The sequence below is a fragment of the Carboxylicivirga agarovorans genome (assembly GCF_050589845.1).
Classification (GTDB): Bacteria; Bacteroidota; Bacteroidia; order Bacteroidales; family Marinilabiliaceae; genus Carboxylicivirga; species Carboxylicivirga agarovorans.
In genome coordinates, this window is the sequence record NZ_JBNGPA010000009.1 from 208,897 (window position 1) to 226,534 (window position 17,638).

The 17,638-nt window shown below is 35.8% G+C and carries 16 protein-coding genes and 1 tRNA gene; 5 read left to right on the forward strand and 12 right to left on the reverse strand.

Features of this window, described 5'->3' with window-relative positions:
* Nucleotides 1-175: 175 nt before the first annotated feature.
* Together ACRD69_RS11985 and ACRD69_RS11990 are read left to right on the forward strand one after the other, a co-directional pair.
* Nucleotides 176-520 (forward strand): hypothetical protein, encoded by a 345-nt coding sequence (locus ACRD69_RS11985; RefSeq protein WP_430815330.1) that lies wholly within the window; start codon nt 176-178, stop codon nt 518-520.
* A 94-nt stretch (nt 521-614) separates the two neighbouring features.
* Entirely contained in the window at nt 615-1,544 is a 930-nt protein-coding gene (locus tag ACRD69_RS11990; RefSeq protein WP_430815331.1) for a hypothetical protein, read from the forward strand.
* Nucleotides 1,545-1,616: 72 nt separating this feature from the next.
* Here the strand turns inward: ACRD69_RS11990 and ACRD69_RS11995 are convergent, their stop codons facing one another.
* From ACRD69_RS11995 to ACRD69_RS12030, 8 genes are all read right to left on the reverse strand, one after another.
* On the reverse strand, nt 1,617-2,996 hold the full coding sequence (locus ACRD69_RS11995; RefSeq protein WP_430815332.1) for a hypothetical protein: 1,380 nt from the start codon (nt 2,994-2,996) through the stop codon (nt 1,617-1,619).
* 120 nt (nt 2,997-3,116) lie between these two features.
* Nucleotides 3,117-4,643 carry an alpha/beta fold hydrolase gene (locus tag ACRD69_RS12000; protein ID WP_430815333.1) on the reverse strand — a complete coding sequence of 509 codons (1,527 nt, stop codon included), beginning with the start codon at nt 4,641-4,643 and terminating at the stop codon, nt 3,117-3,119.
* 339 nt (nt 4,644-4,982) lie between these two features.
* Nucleotides 4,983-5,615, reverse strand: coding sequence for a hypothetical protein (locus tag ACRD69_RS12005; protein ID WP_430815334.1), 633 nt, complete (start codon nt 5,613-5,615; stop codon nt 4,983-4,985).
* A 168-nt stretch (nt 5,616-5,783) separates the two neighbouring features.
* On the reverse strand, nt 5,784-6,299 hold the full coding sequence (locus tag ACRD69_RS12010; protein WP_430815335.1) for a hypothetical protein: 516 nt from the start codon (nt 6,297-6,299) through the stop codon (nt 5,784-5,786).
* Nucleotides 6,300-6,578: 279 nt separating this feature from the next.
* Nucleotides 6,579-7,712 (reverse strand): redoxin domain-containing protein, encoded by a 1,134-nt coding sequence (locus tag ACRD69_RS12015; protein ID WP_430815336.1) that lies wholly within the window; start codon nt 7,710-7,712, stop codon nt 6,579-6,581.
* Nucleotides 7,713-7,904: 192 nt separating this feature from the next.
* Nucleotides 7,905-8,459, reverse strand: coding sequence for a hypothetical protein (locus ACRD69_RS12020; RefSeq protein WP_430815337.1), 555 nt, complete (start codon nt 8,457-8,459; stop codon nt 7,905-7,907).
* A gap of 204 nt (nt 8,460-8,663) precedes the next feature.
* Nucleotides 8,664-9,704 carry a hypothetical protein gene (locus ACRD69_RS12025; RefSeq protein ID WP_430815338.1) on the reverse strand — a complete coding sequence of 347 codons (1,041 nt, stop codon included), beginning with the start codon at nt 9,702-9,704 and terminating at the stop codon, nt 8,664-8,666.
* Nucleotides 9,705-10,727: 1,023 nt separating this feature from the next.
* Nucleotides 10,728-10,812 (reverse strand) — tRNA-Ser (locus ACRD69_RS12030).
* A gap of 249 nt (nt 10,813-11,061) precedes the next feature.
* Here ACRD69_RS12030 and ACRD69_RS12035 point away from each other — a divergent pair.
* From ACRD69_RS12035 to ACRD69_RS12045, 3 genes are all read left to right on the forward strand, one after another.
* Entirely contained in the window at nt 11,062-11,334 is a 273-nt protein-coding gene (locus ACRD69_RS12035) for an HU family DNA-binding protein (protein WP_430815339.1), read from the forward strand.
* 111 nt (nt 11,335-11,445) lie between these two features.
* Nucleotides 11,446-12,126 carry a TrmH family RNA methyltransferase gene (locus ACRD69_RS12040; protein ID WP_430815340.1) on the forward strand — a complete coding sequence of 227 codons (681 nt, stop codon included), beginning with the start codon at nt 11,446-11,448 and terminating at the stop codon, nt 12,124-12,126.
* Between the two features lie 70 nt (nt 12,127-12,196).
* Nucleotides 12,197-12,910, forward strand: coding sequence for a LytR/AlgR family response regulator transcription factor (locus tag ACRD69_RS12045; protein ID WP_430815341.1), 714 nt, complete (start codon nt 12,197-12,199; stop codon nt 12,908-12,910).
* 42 nt (nt 12,911-12,952) lie between these two features.
* Here the strand turns inward: ACRD69_RS12045 and ACRD69_RS12050 are convergent, their stop codons facing one another.
* From ACRD69_RS12050 to ACRD69_RS12065, 4 genes are all read right to left on the reverse strand, one after another.
* Complete coding sequence (locus tag ACRD69_RS12050; RefSeq protein WP_430815342.1) at nt 12,953-13,606, reverse strand: DUF4956 domain-containing protein; 654 nt, start codon at nt 13,604-13,606, stop codon at nt 12,953-12,955.
* A 107-nt stretch (nt 13,607-13,713) separates the two neighbouring features.
* Complete coding sequence (locus ACRD69_RS12055) at nt 13,714-14,964, reverse strand: bile acid:sodium symporter family protein (RefSeq protein ID WP_430815343.1); 1,251 nt, start codon at nt 14,962-14,964, stop codon at nt 13,714-13,716.
* Nucleotides 14,965-15,186: 222 nt separating this feature from the next.
* Nucleotides 15,187-15,579: a hypothetical protein gene (locus ACRD69_RS12060; protein ID WP_430815344.1), complete on the reverse strand. Its 393-nt coding sequence runs from the start codon at nt 15,577-15,579 to the stop codon at nt 15,187-15,189.
* Between the two features lie 274 nt (nt 15,580-15,853).
* Complete coding sequence (locus ACRD69_RS12065) at nt 15,854-16,756, reverse strand: oxidoreductase (protein WP_430815345.1); 903 nt, start codon at nt 16,754-16,756, stop codon at nt 15,854-15,856.
* Nucleotides 16,757-17,638: the final 882 nt, after the last annotated feature.

Here is a 17,638-nt window from a genome sequence, read left to right on the forward strand (position 1 = left end):
TATGTATAGTCAACCAATAAAATTCATAACATTACAAACACCTTGCAATATTTTATTTCAGTTAATCTCCTGCCAAATATTCAAAAACTCAACTTTGCTTGAAATATACCATGAGCATACACTATGTTAAACTTAAAGTCAGTATATTTATGTAATAATATACCAAACTCCCCGTATGATGAAAAAAAATGTATGTACCATACTAATTTTAATAATTGCTTTAGCCTCTTGTACTGAAGAAACAATACTACCGGAAACAGGCAATGTTATGCTTATAGACGAGCAACTTGAATTTGAAAATCAAGAGTATTATATCGTTTCAGAGATTCATTATCTATTATCAGATGACCCTTATTGGTTTCGCTCAGACGATTACGCGTTGGTAACCGGCACCATAAAAGATACAGAAACAGAAATAACTGACTTAAATGCTGGCAATTATTATATCATATTTCCAATAGAAAGAAAGTCAAAGATATTCCAGGTAAAAGCAGGTCACACAATTGAATGCACACTATAATAAACCATAGATTCATAACGAAAATTAACATGCCTAACTGTTTATTTCCAGACAGACAGTTATCAACACCAATTAAATAAGACAATATTAAAACATGAGGACAATCAAATTCGTAATTGCAGCATTATTAACTATCTCCGTTTTTTCTTGTGAAAAGAATAATGATGAAGAAACAGTTCCTAAATTGGAATTAACCGCCTTTGAAACCTTGTTGGATGACTACGATTTACTAACCAATGACGTAAAATACGAATATTCAACATTAGGAACAGATACAAACCTTATATATTTCAATGGCCGAATAAAAGATAAACTCGTTATCAAGGGGTTCAATAAATTAAATAAGGAGCTGGTTTATTCAAATGAAGGAATTAAACTTGATACTATAATAAATATTGATGAAGGTTACGGTGTAATAACTAAGCATTACATTTCTGATTTTACCATTCAACATATTTATAAGTATAGCGATGAATGTACCTTTATTTTATGGGGATGGGCTTATGGCAGTCAATATACCCAAACCGGGAAACAAGCCGTTTCTGCTGATTTATATATGATTTCAGGACAAAATATTATAAGAAAAGAGAGTGCTACAATACCAACTACAAATTACTATTTCAACACGATCACTCCCTGGTTTGAAAACAGTTTCATTGCTGAAACATACAATTACAATGATAAGGCAAGTAAAAATTATTACTATTCAATGAATAGTGATAAGCCATATGAGCTAACAAAAAGCTTTTGGGGCAATGACTACATTCCAATTAATTTTCAAGAATGCATATGTTTTGACAACGGGTTTGAAAGAAGAAACATTAAAACATACGAAACACTTTGGAATACCGATAATCCAGTTTCTGACTTACCCGAAAACACAAGAATAGATAAGATCACGTATCATATAAATAGTACCAATTCTGTTATTTGCAAATTCGAATACACACATTATGATGGTATTACAGGCGAACGAAAATTCAACATTAATCCCACAACTGGCGTGTTCACAGAAATAGAATAAGATAAGTCTACAAACATCACATAATAAAGGGGTGGGATCATAGCTGGCAAAGCTTTGTTACCCTCCTTTTTTTTAATGATTGTGTCGTTTGTTTTTTGCACTAGCAGCCCTTTGTTTATTATTATAGTTGGGCATACCTATTAATTCCTTTGGTTTCAAAGTTCTACAAATACACCCCTGATTTTTTGTAAAATCATCAGGCAGGTTCATTAAAAAATCTCCCCGTAGTTGCCACAAAACCATAGTTCCATCATTGAGAAAAATCCATCGGGAGAAACTTCTTGAAGAACTTCTTTGCTCCGTAAGTTCAAAGAAGATTGCATTTCTAAATTTCATTCTAAATTCGCCTTTATTTCTGCCGTTGTCTTTTATATCTCTTAAAAAGTTTCGTTTTGCTTGTCGGCTTAAAGATTTGGATTTAACCCAATGAATTTTCCCTATGCATTTTTCACATTCAAGAGCATAAATATAGACTGGATTATCCGATAAACGCTTAATCAACTTGTCTTTGTTTCTAACAATTGATTTTGGTGAATGCATCAAATTATACCTGCTAAAAACTGTCGAGAATTGAATTTGGTTTGAAATAGTAGAATCTGAAAGTAATATTTCAAAAGCAGGTCGACCAAAAGTATGCCCCCACTCAATAGATGCCATGTTTGACATTTCAGCATGTATAATTTGAAAATCTTTCTCTATGTATTTAAAGTGCTTTTTGTACCTTTTCTTCGCTTCTGTAAATTTTATAGTATCTGACAGACAACTATCATAAATCCGATCAATAAGAGCATAGTTGAATCTTTCACCTTGCAGTCGGGACTTATTACTTTCTATATTGACAGGAATTAGCTGTGAAATCAATTTCGAAATTTGTGAGTTATAAATTGCTTTTCCGTTTACATTCCAGGGGAGCATAAATGGATACTGTCCAGATGATGAAATTGATAATGTATCAACGCCCTTAATAATTAATACTGAAACTAAAGGATAATCACCTGACCATTGTGAGCCTTGCAAACTCCAAATTGACCTCTTTATTTTTGAATAGTCTTTTATCGTGTTTATTGCGATTGAATTAATCTCAGGTGATTCATAAAGCTCGTTTGAATAATCAGTCCATAGTTTCTCTGCGTTATTCATCAACCAAATTGAATCAAGGTCGAACATAACTAAAGGATCATACCTTAATTGTCTGCTATTTTTTAATGAATTGAACAAAGAATCAATTAGATCAGGATTAACTTGTTTAATAATCGAATCAGGTCTATTATGAGTAGTCAATGACAAGTTTTCACTTAGTATTTGAAAGTCATTATTAAAATTAGAACATCCTGAATAAGAATCAGATATCAGAATCTTCTGCCAATTATTAATCCATGCTGAATCACCTTGTCCGTAAACAATTGTGATATTAAAAATCATTACTACAACATATGCAGTGTGTTTCTTCATAATTAACCTAAACTTTGGCTGCATGACCCGGTGGAGCCAAACACTGCTGTGCACTATGTTCGGTGTGTTAAGCTCACCTATTATCTTCAAGCTTCTATATTTCCTTTGACTTTAAAAATTTCAATTACCCTTTATTTCCAGGTTGAGATGATATTCATCAAGGCATGCGCTTTCCGGTGCTTTTGATGGATCATCGATGAATTCAAAAAACATAGCGATAGCACATTCTTCTGCAAAATCAACCGGAGAGTGAGCTACTCCATCGAAGCGATAGAGGTAACAGTTCTTAAATCTGTTTTTAAATATTTCATCTAAATATTCTGGAACAACGGGATCATACACACCATTTAAAACAAGCAACGGAACATCACTTGATCCTTGAGGTTCAATAATCTTAGGATCTAATTTTGGAATGTTAAAAATAGTATCAACACTCAAAAGGTAATGACCTCCTAATCCTATGGCAGTTACTCCATTTGCAAATGTTGTATAAGCCGGATCAATGATTATATCAGATTGGTTAAAAACAGGATACTCACTTAAAAAAACTGAATAGCCTAAAATGTCGGCAAAGGTACTCATGAAGGACTGGAAACCGACATATTGGTTTACAAAACTATAATCCCCTGACATTATTTGTTCTATTAAAAGGGGTACCTGAGGACTAAAGTACGAGTACAACATGATCATGCCCGCAAATCGATGTCCATTTAGCACATAATTAAGTTGTTCATCCTTTCCCGGAACATCAACAGGGATGGTTATAGGATGTGTATTAATTGAATCCAGGAAATGTAAAAACCGATGTTCCAAATCAGGAAAGGCTTCTGAACAATCCAGATCTTCCTCACACTTATCAAATATTCTTTTTAAGGAGCTAACAGCATCAGGAACCATTTGAGAAATATGTGTACCGATTGGCACCCCGGCATTTAAAACAGCACAACTTACCATCTCAGGATAATCACGGATAACATGTTGTGCAAGAACAGTTCCGGCAGAAGACCCAAACATGCTAAATTTTTCATAACCAAGATTGGTCATAATCATCGCAATATCTGCAGCTGTTTCAACATTATTGAATGCAGACAGATTAATTCCTTCCTTTTCAAACCGATCGCGGGTTTCCTCCAGCGCTTTTGCCTGGATGGCAAGCATTTCATCATAGTTAAGGTTTTGATCCAGCATATCATACCTGGCCTTAATCAACTCCTCCGAAATTAAGTTTGGCCTTGCATACCGTAATCCTCGCAACTCAATTATTACAGCATCCCTATGCGGCAGGACCAGTTCTCCCAATCGGCCGCTATGCTTTATAGCAAGAGGTGGAATAAAATTGTCCATGTTTGACTCACCGGGACCACCCGTGTTTAGTACCAGCGGGGGGCCAGGGTTATCGCTCGTACTTGGGAATATGGCAACTGCTACTTCAATGGTTTTTCCATTAGGCTGCTTATGAAATTCTGGTACGGTAACATAACCGAATTTGAAGTTTTCACCTAATACCAATCCTTCTGGTAGATCAAACGGACAAGGGGCTTCCCTGAATACCCCAATTCCCTCATTTACAGCCTGATCACCACAAGATAATACAAAGGTCAATATCAATAAAATACTGATTCCGGATAAAACGCTTTTGTGTTTCATAAATACCTCCTGACTTTGTTAATATAAGTACTTCAAAAGTTGTAGTATTTTCAGTTGCAGCTTAAAGGTTATGAATCATAAATAAGATTAGCCCAACACTCCTCCAAACTTCATGGACCAAACCTTGTATTTATTTTTATCTTTTTCATTATAAAACTCAAACATTAGTTCATTAGTCCCATTTTATGTCAACACTTTCGAAGTAATTGAAAAACATGAACACCACAAATTAACAAACACTTTGTTTATAAATCAATGATTTACCGTTTGTTGCCTCAGTATGGACCTTTGCAAGATTATAAAAACCACGTGATGCGTTTTACAGCGCGTTGTGCCTGGCTATTTATTGATTGTTGTATATTGTTTTGATTCCAGAATTAATCTTTCGTACTCTTTAGCAACATTTTCAAGGCTTTTAATACTTGGTTTTTCGTTTCTTCGAAAGTTCTCAATCATTGGAACAGTGACAAAAAGCTGCATTAGAAGATGTTGGTCGTTCAAAGAAATTCGTTTTTCACGGATTATATTCTTTTGCTTCTCAAAATCTGATACAGACTGACTGTAACTTGACTTTAAATCATCAACAAGTTCTTTTGTTGCGTCATGTAATACTGAGTCTTTCATCTGTCGAAGCAGGTTGTCTACTGCTGACCAATATTGATTATTAATTCTCGCATAATCTTCGTATGCAAATAAGCTATCAGTTTCCATGCTTCTAATAGCTTTCATCTGACTGTCCAGTTCATTAAGTTCTACATTATTATCTAAAGCTTCGGAATATAGCTTTGTAACAACATTGGTATTGTATCTACTGGAATATTTGCCAATTTCATCTATGATTTTTGTTTCCTGTAATGCTACTGGAGTCTCATTCACTGTTTCAGTTTGGTTAGTCAATTCATTTGTTTGTCGCTGATTACAGCCGGTGATAATTATCAAGCTTAATAATGCAATGTGAATGTTCTTGTTCATATTTTGTGCGGTTTGTATTTTTTATACCCGTAAAACTGAATGGCAGCATCTGACTTTCGCTGAATCGCGGTGATTATTCGCAGGACGAAAAGACAACCTACTGGAGTCTGCTCAATCCAAATGAGCTAAACCCATGCAATGTGTTGTGTGGCGTATTGGGCGTAATACTTATACCGTGGTTTCCTGAGCCCAATCAAAAAAAAGTCCAAATAAACTTAAAACAGCAATTATTAGAAGAAGTAATATTAGAAATACGAGAGAATTTTTATACTTATTTTCTTCATTAACTATTTCATAAAGCTCTTTGCCCTTTCCTTCTTCAAATAGAATCCATCTTACAAATCCTCCAATCAAGGAAAATAAATAAAAACTATTAGCTGGATTAGATTGTGATATATTATTCTCTCCAATTACCCTGGTCTTGTAGTTTGCTTGTTTTCTTTCCTTAGTCTCAGAGGTTTTCTTTTCTTCTGTCACTAATTCCCGGGCATTTGAAACTTTGACTTTTCTCCGTCTTTCCACTTCACCCAGAGCCGCCTTGAATTCTTTTTCACTATAGTCAAATCTGTTTTCAAGTATTTCGATTAACTCTTGGTCCGTTCTAACACTAACATCTTCTGTCGAATGATTGTCCATAGGGTTAAATATGGTATTTATTAATTCAAATTTTACTTTAGGCGCCATCCAGTATTACGCAACAGACAATCTCACCTGATAATGTGGTCGGTTGCATGTTGTATATTCGCTTTCTTGGTTTTAGTTCAGTTAGTGCGGAAGCTGAACTCTACAATACCTCTATATTGATGCAAATTGCAAGCTAAAAAGTGTAAAGGATGTTTATATAACTTTGTAAAGGATATTTGTATAACGTACCTAATTGTGGCCAACGTTTAGTGCATGATGCGAGGCTTGAGTTGTGCCTGCGGCAAGATATGCATTATGCATATTGTTGCAGCCCGTTGTTTAATTATCCTGTTGCAAAATTTTGTTTAAAGTTAACTCTAATTCTTCCATAGAAATATTTTTTGCAATTATTATCCCTTTACTATCAATTAAAAAGTTTGTTGGAAACGCATTTATAGAAAGTTGCTTGGTTTCTCTTCCATTAATATCCCAATATTGTTTCCAAACAAGTTTATCTTTTTTAATTACATCTATCAAGTCCTCTCTTTTAGAATCTTTGTCTATTGATATACCAACTATCTCAAACCCGCGTGTACTATATTGGTGATACAAAGTCCTTAATTTGTTAAACTGTGCTCTACAGGGATAACAGCTGCTAAACCAAAAATCAACTAATGTCAGCGAGTTCTTATTAAAAACATCTAGATTAAATGGTTCATTATATAAACCTTTACATTTCAGCAACGGAAATTCCTCTCCAACTTTAAGTTGTTTACCATCGTTTAGCTTTTTGCAAACAACAGTTCCTGCATATCCTCCTTTTATTTCTTCAGATAAAGCGTTATAAATTGAGTCATATATTGGTTCATACCCCCATTTTAAGAGGTGTACAAGTCGCCAAAATGCAAAAAAGGAATTAGGATGACTTTCGCAATACTTCAGTAACATTTCGTTATCTTCAATACATAGAGAGTCATACTCTTTTTTTAGATTCAGGCTGATTGTATTTGGTATGTTATAGTTATAATGAGCTTGCAAGCTATCGTCCTTCCCATAAAATTCGTCCCACTTCTTTCTTAATTCTCCAAAGTATTCTTTGTATTTGGGATAGTCATTAGTCATTATCCGATTATCAACATTGGGTACTTTTCTTGAAGAATCAGTAACCAGCGTAATCGATTGTGTGCCTTTATCAAGGATGAAATTTGAAGACCTAAATCGATTGTCGAGTATTACAAATACTCCCTGTGGTTCAGTTATATATCCAGAGAATGAGAATTTATTATTTTCTATTTGAGCTTCCAATTCATTTAAATCATTGGATACAAATTCCGAAAAGAAGATAAGTATGATTTTTCCTGTATCTGCGTTTATTGTTCCATTCAATTCAAAGTAATATTGCTTTTCGTTCTGTCCGATGACATTGGTAAAATTCAGAAGCGATAACATTAATAGTATAAATACATTTCTCATTTTATTTGATTTTATTGAACTAAACTGAATGCGGTTTGAAACGGGCTACAATGGTTGGCCGCATGACGCTGTAGCAGATTCTGCGTTGAGATTGTCCGTCCGAGGGGACGAGACTATCGAGGCGGGAATCTGCACTACCAAAGCCTCACAGACACTGCTATGCACTATGTCCGGCGTGTTGGTCAGCTGTGGTTATTTCTTAATCTTAGATTCGTTTTCGGTTAAAGTGGAATCTGATAATACTTTTTCTTTAACAGGTTCTTTCCTGTTGTATTGCTTTTCGTAAATATCAATTAAAATTGATAAAATGATAATTGCTAATACGTTAACCTTGATGAAGTAATCAGGGTCTGATGCTTGAATGTGAAAATTAAATGTTGAAAGCGCCCCATTCAAGTCAAAACCAATTCCATTTGTAAATTCAATTCCAATTGTAGCTTTTGCGCCTGAAAAGAATTCATAAGTATAGCCGCCAATTCCAATTGCTATGATTTGTAACCCTTGTAATATTGACGAAAATATAAGTCCGCTTTTTAGACTGTCTTTTTTTAATAATAGGTTGCCTGAACGTATTGATAGTCCAAAAAGAAAGAATGCAAGCGAGAATATAAAGAACAATGGCCCATTTATTTGCCCTGTTCGTAACAGTAACCAACAAATTAATCCTATTCCATGTATTCCACCTATTATTTGATAAATCGCAATAATTCGTATTGTTGTCTTTGTGTTTTTAATTCTATACTTCATTCTTAATTAATAGTTAGTTTGTTTCGGGTTGCATGCTGCAGAAACGGTTTGGCCATATGAAGTGGCCCGAAGTGCGGGTGGTATATTCGCTTTCTCAATTTTACTGCTGCTCGCGCGGGAGCTGAACTCCCAAATCACGCCAAAGCCAGGGCTGCTTTATGATGGCTTGTTAGGCAAAGTTATTCTTATCTTTTCAATTTATACTCAATCAAAAAATGTATATTCATAATATATTTCTTCTCTAAGTCTATTTTTCACTGTTTTATTACTGAAGAATTCCTCACTTTTTGAAATTAATCCATTTTTGTATTCAAATATTGTCACAATTTCCGTGAAACTATCTGATGTTCCAGAATACATAGTTTCAATAATTTGAGTCAAATTACCATCTGAGTATATTAATTCTTTGACTTTCCATTCTTTGCCACTTGGATGATATTTTGTCGTTTTTGTCAAACGGTTTAAATCATCATATTCAAAATCTATCCTATAATTTTTGAAACTTATACTATCGTAATGTTTGATTTCAATATGGTCTAATTCATTATGAGCATTATAAACATACACTTTGAATTGTCTATTGGCATATCGTGCCTTATCTATTTGTTTTCTATTTATTTTGGAATATTTCTCCCCATAAATATTTATTTCCTTCTCCAACCGAAGTTTACCCATTTCATTGTATGCTAACTCCTTAATCCCATTTATTCTTAACAAATCGCCACTGGAATTGTACTTGTAATTAATTTCTCGCTTGAATCGCTTTTTCAAAAAACCATATTTCTCTAATCGACTGAACTTTATCAAATTTCTCCTAGAATTGTATTTGAATAGTTCCTGATAGTTTAATGTATTTAAGTCTGTTGGAGATTTTGAAATAAATAAAAATCTATTGAATTTATAATTTGGTTCATACGAACGTTCAAAAGCATTATTTATATAAAAGTCTTTATTCGATAAATGACCGTTTTTGTCAAAGAATTCATTTGTATTTGAAGTTGACTTTATATGCTTTATTGATTTTATTTCATACTTAGATAAAATTGAAGCTCTAAATTCTGGATTATTTATTAAGTCTTTGGGTTTAGCTAAATAAAAACAATATTCATTTTTTGCGTTATAGTTCAGGCTTAAGAAATTGTCTTTTATAATCAGAAATGGCTCATATAATGATTGTCCATAAATACTCTGCTTAATTAATATTAAGAGAATAATTAACAGGATATTTAGTGTAGAATGTTTCATTTTAATTTTGCCTAACTAGCAGATAGACGGAGTACTCTCTCCATCCTCATATGGTCAACCTTATTTTTTAGTCTTACCTTTTTTGATATATAGTATATTTTTTTGTGACTTTATAGCTTCGCCTCCTCAGTCACAAAGGTAATTGTGTAAGCATCCTTTTGAATTTCATTCATATGTATCGATGCTCCACAAATCATGTCATATATGGTATGAATTAGTATCTTTTCAATCGGTCTATACTTATTACTTCACCAATTGTAATAATTCTTGACATGAATCCTTTACTCATCATAAAAAAAGCTATTAATTATTATACTTCCAAGTTCTCAAGCGTACTTTTCAATTTACAAATATCCCTTTTTGGTGTGTATGTATAAATGTCAATTGTATTATAAGGCTAAGCAGGAGATCGATGATTGGTATTATTAATGTATAAAGCATACAAATACTGACTGATCTATGAAAAAGGGATTGCAGATCCCTGTATGGAGTTCCTGGACAAGCATAGGAAAACGCCCGCTTATCAGCGTGCTGTTTTGTTCTTTTCAGGAGCAAAGCTCAAAATAAGTTTTGGTAATAGGTGAATATAAGGTTAAGCTGGAGTTCGATGATTGGTATTATTAATGTATAAAGTATACAAATACTGACTGATCTATGAAAAAGGGATTACAGATCCCTGTATGGAGCTCCTGGACAAGCATAGGAAAACGCCCGCTTATCAGCGTGCTGTTTTGTTCTTTACATGAGCAAAGCTCAAAATAAGTTTTGGTAATAGGTGAATATAAGGTTAAGCTGGAGTTCGATGGTTGGTATTATTAATGTATAAAGTATACAAATACCGACTGATCTATGAAAAAGGGATTGCAGATCCCCGTATGGAGCTCCTGGACAAGCATAGGAAAACGCCCGCTTATCAGCGTGCTGTTTTGTTCTTTACATGAGCAAAGCTCAAAATTCATTTTGGCTTTGCTCATGTAAAGAACAAAACCCCGAACGATAAATCGTTCGGGGTTTTCCCTTTTGCGGAGAGAGAGGGATTCGAACCCCCGGTACCTCGCGGTACAACGGTTTTCAAGACCGCCGCATTCGACCACTCTGCCATCTCTCCAGTAATTGTGTTGTGCATTTCCTTAAATGCGGGTGCAAATATAGATAATTAAAATAACGAAACAATAGTTTTTACTTAAAAAATCAATCTTTTTTACAATTTCATTTCAAGTGAAGATAATATGTCTTTTAAAGCCTGACATTTATTAGACTTTTTACCCTGAACATTTGGTAAACAGCGGAAATACTATATATTTGTAGAGGAAAGTTTAAGAATTAATTTAGTTTAACCCTGAAATTAAAGAGTATTATGAACAAGGCTCAATTAATTGATGCAATTGCTGGCGAAGCAGAATTAACAAAAGCTGATGCAAAAAAAGCTTTAGACGCATTTATTAAAGTAACAGGTAGTGCATTAAAAGACGGTGGTCGTGTTGCATTAGTAGGTTTTGGTTCTTTTGGTGTTTCTGAAAGAAGCGCTCGTACTGGTAGAAATCCACAAACTGGTAAAGAGATTGAAATTCCTGCTAAGAAAGTTGTGAAATTCAAAGCAGGTAGCGAATTAAGTGACGCTATCAACTAAGAACTTACAACAGTAAAATACAAAGAGAGTGCAACCGCACTCTCTTTTTTTTTGCTATTTTCGGCAACGGTTTGATTAATACCAGTGTGTATAATGTAAGGTATAAGCAGTATGATCGATAAACTTATCAGCTTTCTTGAACAATTTTCAACAGAAGAACGACGTGAACAGTTCTGGCAGGTTGCCAATGACCGAACTAAATATGTTACAGTTGTTTTAGAAGACATCTACCAAACGCAAAATGCAAGCGCCGTACTGCGTTCATGCGATTGTTTTGGCATACAGGATGTGCATATTATTGAGAACGAAAATACATTTAACATCAATCCACAAGTGGTTATTGGTGCTACTAAATGGCTTAACCTGTACCAGTATAATGAAGAGGCCAATAACACACGTTCATGCCTTCGCCAATTAAAAGCCGACGGTTACCGCATTGTTGCCACTACACCCCATAGCGATGATGTGGACCTTGACGACTTTGACTTAAGCAAGGGGAAAACAGCAGTTGTATTTGGCAACGAAAGAGAGGGTATCTCCGATATTGTGATGGAAGAAGCTGATGAATTTATGAAAATACCTATGTATGGTTTTTCTGAAAGCTTAAATATTTCGGTTTGTGCCGCCATAACCCTGCAACACTTCTCAAGCCAGTTAAAACACTCTGACATTGAGGCAAAGCTACCTGAAGATCAACTTAAAGAGCTATACCTTGAATGGCTTAAAAAGTCAATCAAAAAAAGCGATCTGCTAATTGATGAATTCAATAAAAGAAACAATACGAGTTTTTAAGTGTTATTTTTTCGATAGTATACAGCTAATAATGGCGATATTTTTTTATTTTTGAAGAAAATCAGATTCTATGAATTGCATTATTATTGATGATGACAAACTCTCAACAAAGATTATTCAGGAATTTGTTGAGAAAACGGATGACTTGAATCTGGCGGGGAATTTTGATAGTGCGGTGAGTGCCATTAATTACCTGTCTAAACAAGACATTGAAACGATCGACCTCATCTTTCTGGATATCGAAATGCCCGAAATGAGTGGTATCGATTTTTTAAAGTCACTTGATGAATTACCACAGGTTATCGTATACTCTTCTCAAGAAAAATATGCAATAGATTCTTACGAATATAACGTAACAGACTATTTGCTGAAGCCTGTTCAGTATGGCCGCTTTATTAAGGCTGTGAAAAGAGCACGTGAACGCTTTGAGGAGAAAGAATCAATAACTCGTGAAACCAACGAAATATTTGTTAAAAATAACAGTTCACTTGTTAGAGTAAAATATGACGATATACTTTGGATTGAAGCCCTGGAAAACTACGTCGTTCTAAATACCTTTAAAGATAAGTTTACCATTCACTTCACAATGAAAGCTATATCTGAAAAAATGCCACCGGAACGCTATGTCAGAGTACACCGATCATTTATTGTTAATATCAATAAAATTAAGGTAATTGAAGACAATTCTGTTATTATCAATTACGAAGGTGGCTCAAAAATAATTCCGATCGGAAAGTCTTATAAAGACAAACTAATGGATGATATCAACCTTATTACCAGATAAAAAAAAAGACCGTTTTTAACGGTCTTTTTTTTGCGCTTATCTTTAATCATCATCGTCATCATGTTCGAAATGCGTTACATTACTTACTTCGCTGTTGTAGTAGTAAATAATGACATCAGCCGTGTCCCTTAAAAAATTGATTTTCCCTACCTCTGCCCTGTGGATTTGCAGGCCGGTACGCTGCTTAAGGTCTTCAAGCATTTCATTATAATTCTCAGGGGTTATCAGCTCAATCTTTTCATATACAACAAGCTTACTCGACTCATGCTTAAGCAACCATACTCTTTCCAAACCAAAGGTAACCCCTACAACCAGAGCATTGGTTACAACCAGTTCAGCCACACTCACATCACTACCACTTAAGGCATTAATAACTGATACCCCGATTGTGATAAACAAGTATGTCATTTCTTTAATCGGAATCTGCGTGGTCCGGTACCTGATAATTCCAAATATGGCGAACAAGCCTAAGGCAAATCCCAATTCCAGTGTGACATTTTCCAGCAGTATACACAGCAGGAATACAATTGTACTTATCAGTAAAAATGTAAACAGGTAATCTTTTCGTCGTGCCTTCTGATAGTATAAAACACGGACTAATATCAGGGTCACCAGCAAATTAAAAGAAAAACGAATAATCAAAAGCATCAGGCCATCAAAATTTATTAGGCCATCGTTAAGAACATTAAAATCCATAAAAGGGCAGATTTATTAAGAATTCGACTTCGATAATGCTAATCTAGTGAATATTCGTGTTACTAACACAAAAGATCTGCCTCAAAAATTAAGCAAAACACATATGTCTATTCCTTTACTGCTTTCCCTTTCCACCACGATGCCAATGAAGAACCGCTTATATTCATTAATGGACCAAAAACAGCCGGAGCCAATCCTACAGTGGCCACCTTCCCCATCTGCAATGCCAGGCCCGATGCCAATCCGCCGTTTTGCATGCCCACTTCCAGGGCAATAGTGCGGCAATCCTGCTCTTTTAAACCCAGCAACTTACTTACGGTATAACCAAGTGTGTAACCCATCACATTGTGCAGTAAACAGGCCAATACCAAAAGAAAACCAACATCTAGCAGGCTATCACGACCGGCAGCTGTTATAACCACAATAATAACAGCAATCCCAAACATGGATATAAAGGACAATATACGGTTAATAAAGTCTTTATCTTTTCTAACCAGGTATTTAAACACAACTGCCAGTATTATGGGTAAGGCGACGAACATAATGCTGTCTGCTATAAATATCTCGTACAAAGAACCAGGGCCTCCCCATGCATTTAATACACTTTTAATACCCACAATCAGCAAGTAGGCTCCAACCTGAATCAGCCTGCTTCCTGCTTTTTTAGTATCAAAGGCAAACAAGTTAAAGATCAATCCTGCGCAAATGGGCAGTATCACCATATTAAAAATACCGGTCATCATATCCAGCACATTAATACTTACCATTTCCGAGGCCAATAGCTTCATTAACAATGGTGTCATAAGAGGTGATAATAGTGTGGCAAAGGCAGTAAGTGTAACCGATAGTGCCAGGTTGGCCTTTGCTATAAACGACATAACGTTAGATGCCAGTCCGCTAGGTGATGAACCAACAAGAATGATACCTGCAGCAATCTCCGGTGGAAAGCCAAAGAAATAGGCTATTGAGAAACCAATAACAGGCATAATGGTAAACTGGCAAATAACACCAATAATAACTCCTTTGGGCATCTTAACCACTCCGGCAAAGTCGTTTAAACTCATTTGCGAGCCCATGCCAAACATGATAATCTGTAAGAGCGGGACGATTAAACCCTTGGTATTAAAATTGCCAATATTTAAAAAATAGTGGGGATAAGACAAAGAAGCTATCACAGCTGCCAGAATCCACAGCGAGAATGAAAAACCGCTCAAAACCTTTATGTTTCGAACTAAAAAAGCCAGCGTACCTACTCCTCCAATTAATAAAACAGGCGCCAGGTCTGCATGGTCAGTTTGAAATAAAACGATAGAAACGAGCACAGCCAATAAAGCGCTAACAACAAAAATAATCCTCATAATGACTAATTAAAATGTGTAACGTTTATCTTGAAGGAGCTCTAAAATACAGGTTTTTATTTACAATCAATGTAATAAAACTGTTGTTTGTAAAAATTCTGTTTGTTCAGCCTGCCCGCACTTCAGCATAGAAACGAACAACATCGGCGAGATATACCCTAACCCATCTCTGACCGACGTGCTCGTTTATACGTTTGATTCTTATGATAGTGCTTCTGTGACTTATCTCTTTTGTCGCTGTGCTCGTTTCTTTTTCTGAGTTTTCTTCCAGGCTTCATACTGCTCTATCTGCTCCTTATCCAGCTCTGCTTTTACAGCCGTTTCTAATTCCGATTTTAGCTTTTCCATTTCGTCACGCGGCGGACGGCTATTACCCTTTAGCTTCTCCTCCACTTCTTCAAAGTGTTTTGTATACAATTCATAAATAGCTTCCTCCTGATCGTCTGATAATGATGCCTGTTCGCTTAAATCGGACACCATCTTCTGTATTTGTTTAGCATTGGGGATTGGTGGTGGTCCCTGCTGCCTTCCTCCTTGTCCACCCTGCGGCTGGGCAACAATAACACCTCCAATTAAAAATAAGGCGATCACTAATAATGATTTCACTGCTTTCATAACTACATGTTTTAATACTGTTTCTATTTTCTGATCCTGATAAATGATCGAATGATACCTCAAATGTATGTATGATGCATCTACATATAAAAATCAATCAACAGACGGCTTAATTTTATCGACGAATCAGTATTATATACTAACAGTGCCACATTCCATTCTTGTTTAATCAGATTAAGCAAGAAGCAAATATGACACTGTTAAATAAAGATGTGGATAAGTAGTTATTGCTGTATTTCTGACCTGAGGTGAGCAGTATAATGCCAAACTGAGCTTAATACCTTACGCCCGTCAGTTGTTCTGACAGATCCCACAGTTTCTTAGCCGGCTCTTCCAGTTGAGCCACTTTACTTGTTTTAACCTTAACCGGATAACCTTTGAATTCAAGGGTACCTTTGGGCCCGAAAAAATCCTTGTTCAATGCCGCATCATCGAAAGCAGCACGTAAAGTTGGTAATACGCCCATATCAGCTTGTTGAGAGAAGATTGGATTCAACAGGCTGGCAAAGCTCGAATGACGTTGCAGATCCGTACTGGTCCACCCCGGGTGAGCAAGCGTAACACGCGGCGCTCTATGATCGTTCTTATATCTGTTAACCATCTCGTAAGCAAAATACACGTTGGCCAGCTTACTATCACTATAGGCACGATTCGTCTTATATTTTCGCTTTTCCCAATTGATATCGTTCAGCTCAATACCATTGGTCATTTTATGGGCAATACTCGAAGTAACAACAATGCGTGATTGAGCTGTACTTTTAAGGACATCCATCAGATGACCGACCAATGCAAAATGCCCCAGGTGATTGGTTCCCATTTGTATTTCAAATCCATCTTCAGTTGTAGCAAAAGGGCAAGCCATAATACCGGCGTTGTTAATCAACACATCCAGGCGATCGTACCTTTCCTTAAACGTTTGGGCAAACCTCTCAACCGATTGAAGACTGCTCAAATCCATCTTCATCACTACAGTCTTGTTAGTGGGATAAGCTTTCGTTATCTCTTGCAAGACATTATGCCCCTTTTCCATATTTCGAACAGCCATAATAACCGTTGCATTTTTAGCACTTAGCACTTTAGCAGCCTGCTTGCCCAGTCCACTGGTTGCCCCGGTGATAATTACCACTTTTCCCGATTGGTCAGGAATATTGTTTTCGTTCCATTGTGTTGTAGCCATAATTACTGGTTTTTAATTACGAATACAAAATTGCAGCCTGAGACTCAATAATTTGTATATAAATTACGGTTGCTTGTATCGATATTACTGATTTGGTGTTTTGCTGTTTTTTCATTGATTTGATTTTCAACAAACATACAATCTGAAACAGGTGAAATCAATTACTGTAATTGCATTGTAATTTGAAATAAAACATAAACACCTCACCCAGTGTATCATAACTACTTTTTAACAAGGAAAAAGTGTAGAACACTAACCAATAGACGTTAGTAAAAAGGGTGTTTTTGTCGGAAAACTCAAAAAAACAAGCGAAAAAAGGTCAATTTCATGCCATTTTGAGCATTTTCGGCCCTTTTTTGACTCTCCTACCACCCTTTTTCGAGTCTGCTTCGGTATTTGTTCGGTAATTGTTCGGCTACGCGCGTAGCCGAACAATTACCGAAGGATTACCGAACAAGTGCCGAACAGTTACCGAAGGTGGAACGAACCTGCCCCGAAGGTGGCAGCATTAAATACCATAGAAGTTAGCTTGAAAACTTAAGTGCATACACATTTCTTCTTAATATATAATTTTATTTCAGCCCTCATAAGGATGAAACACACGTCTTGGTTATCCCACAGGCTTCACCGATGGATAATCACATTGTGCTCCTTCAGGGACAATGTCATTAATTTAAGGCTGAAAGTCTGAAACAGTGACTTTGTTTCAGACTTTCAGCCTGAGATTTACATTATTACCAATTTCAAGGGGCGATGCCCACGAGTGTTCGAAAAGATTCAAACATTCACATATATAGTGTTTTGCAAGCTGTAAATCAGCTCTCCTCCTGGCAAGGAGGAGTACCTCGACGAAGGAGAGGGGAGGTGGTTTTAAGTCTTTTT

Bases quoted from the DNA above. Each gene is read 5' to 3' on its own strand.
- ACRD69_RS12000 (WP_430815333.1), bottom strand. From the start codon at position 4,643: ATGAAACACAAAAGCGTTTTATCCGGAATCAGTATTTTATTGATATTG.
- ACRD69_RS11990 (WP_430815331.1), top strand. From the start codon at position 615: ATGAGGACAATCAAATTCGTAATTGCAGCATTATTAACTATCTCCGTT.
- ACRD69_RS11995 (WP_430815332.1), bottom strand. From the start codon at position 2,996: ATGAAGAAACACACTGCATATGTTGTAGTAATGATTTTTAATATCACA.
- ACRD69_RS12035 (WP_430815339.1), top strand. From the start codon at position 11,062: ATGAACAAGGCTCAATTAATTGATGCAATTGCTGGCGAAGCAGAATTA.
- ACRD69_RS12010 (WP_430815335.1), bottom strand. From the start codon at position 6,299: ATGGCGCCTAAAGTAAAATTTGAATTAATAAATACCATATTTAACCCT.
- ACRD69_RS12055 (WP_430815343.1), bottom strand. From the start codon at position 14,964: ATGAGGATTATTTTTGTTGTTAGCGCTTTATTGGCTGTGCTCGTTTCT.
- ACRD69_RS12045 (WP_430815341.1), top strand. From the start codon at position 12,197: ATGAATTGCATTATTATTGATGATGACAAACTCTCAACAAAGATTATT.
- ACRD69_RS12050 (WP_430815342.1), bottom strand. From the start codon at position 13,606: ATGGATTTTAATGTTCTTAACGATGGCCTAATAAATTTTGATGGCCTG.
- ACRD69_RS12015 (WP_430815336.1), bottom strand. From the start codon at position 7,712: ATGAGAAATGTATTTATACTATTAATGTTATCGCTTCTGAATTTTACC.
- ACRD69_RS12060 (WP_430815344.1), bottom strand. From the start codon at position 15,579: ATGAAAGCAGTGAAATCATTATTAGTGATCGCCTTATTTTTAATTGGA.
- ACRD69_RS12065 (WP_430815345.1), bottom strand. From the start codon at position 16,756: ATGGCTACAACACAATGGAACGAAAACAATATTCCTGACCAATCGGGA.
- ACRD69_RS12040 (WP_430815340.1), top strand. From the start codon at position 11,446: ATGATCGATAAACTTATCAGCTTTCTTGAACAATTTTCAACAGAAGAA.
- ACRD69_RS11985 (WP_430815330.1), top strand. From the start codon at position 176: ATGATGAAAAAAAATGTATGTACCATACTAATTTTAATAATTGCTTTA.
- ACRD69_RS12020 (WP_430815337.1), bottom strand. From the start codon at position 8,459: ATGAAGTATAGAATTAAAAACACAAAGACAACAATACGAATTATTGCG.
- ACRD69_RS12005 (WP_430815334.1), bottom strand. From the start codon at position 5,615: ATGAACAAGAACATTCACATTGCATTATTAAGCTTGATAATTATCACC.
- ACRD69_RS12025 (WP_430815338.1), bottom strand. From the start codon at position 9,704: ATGAAACATTCTACACTAAATATCCTGTTAATTATTCTCTTAATATTA.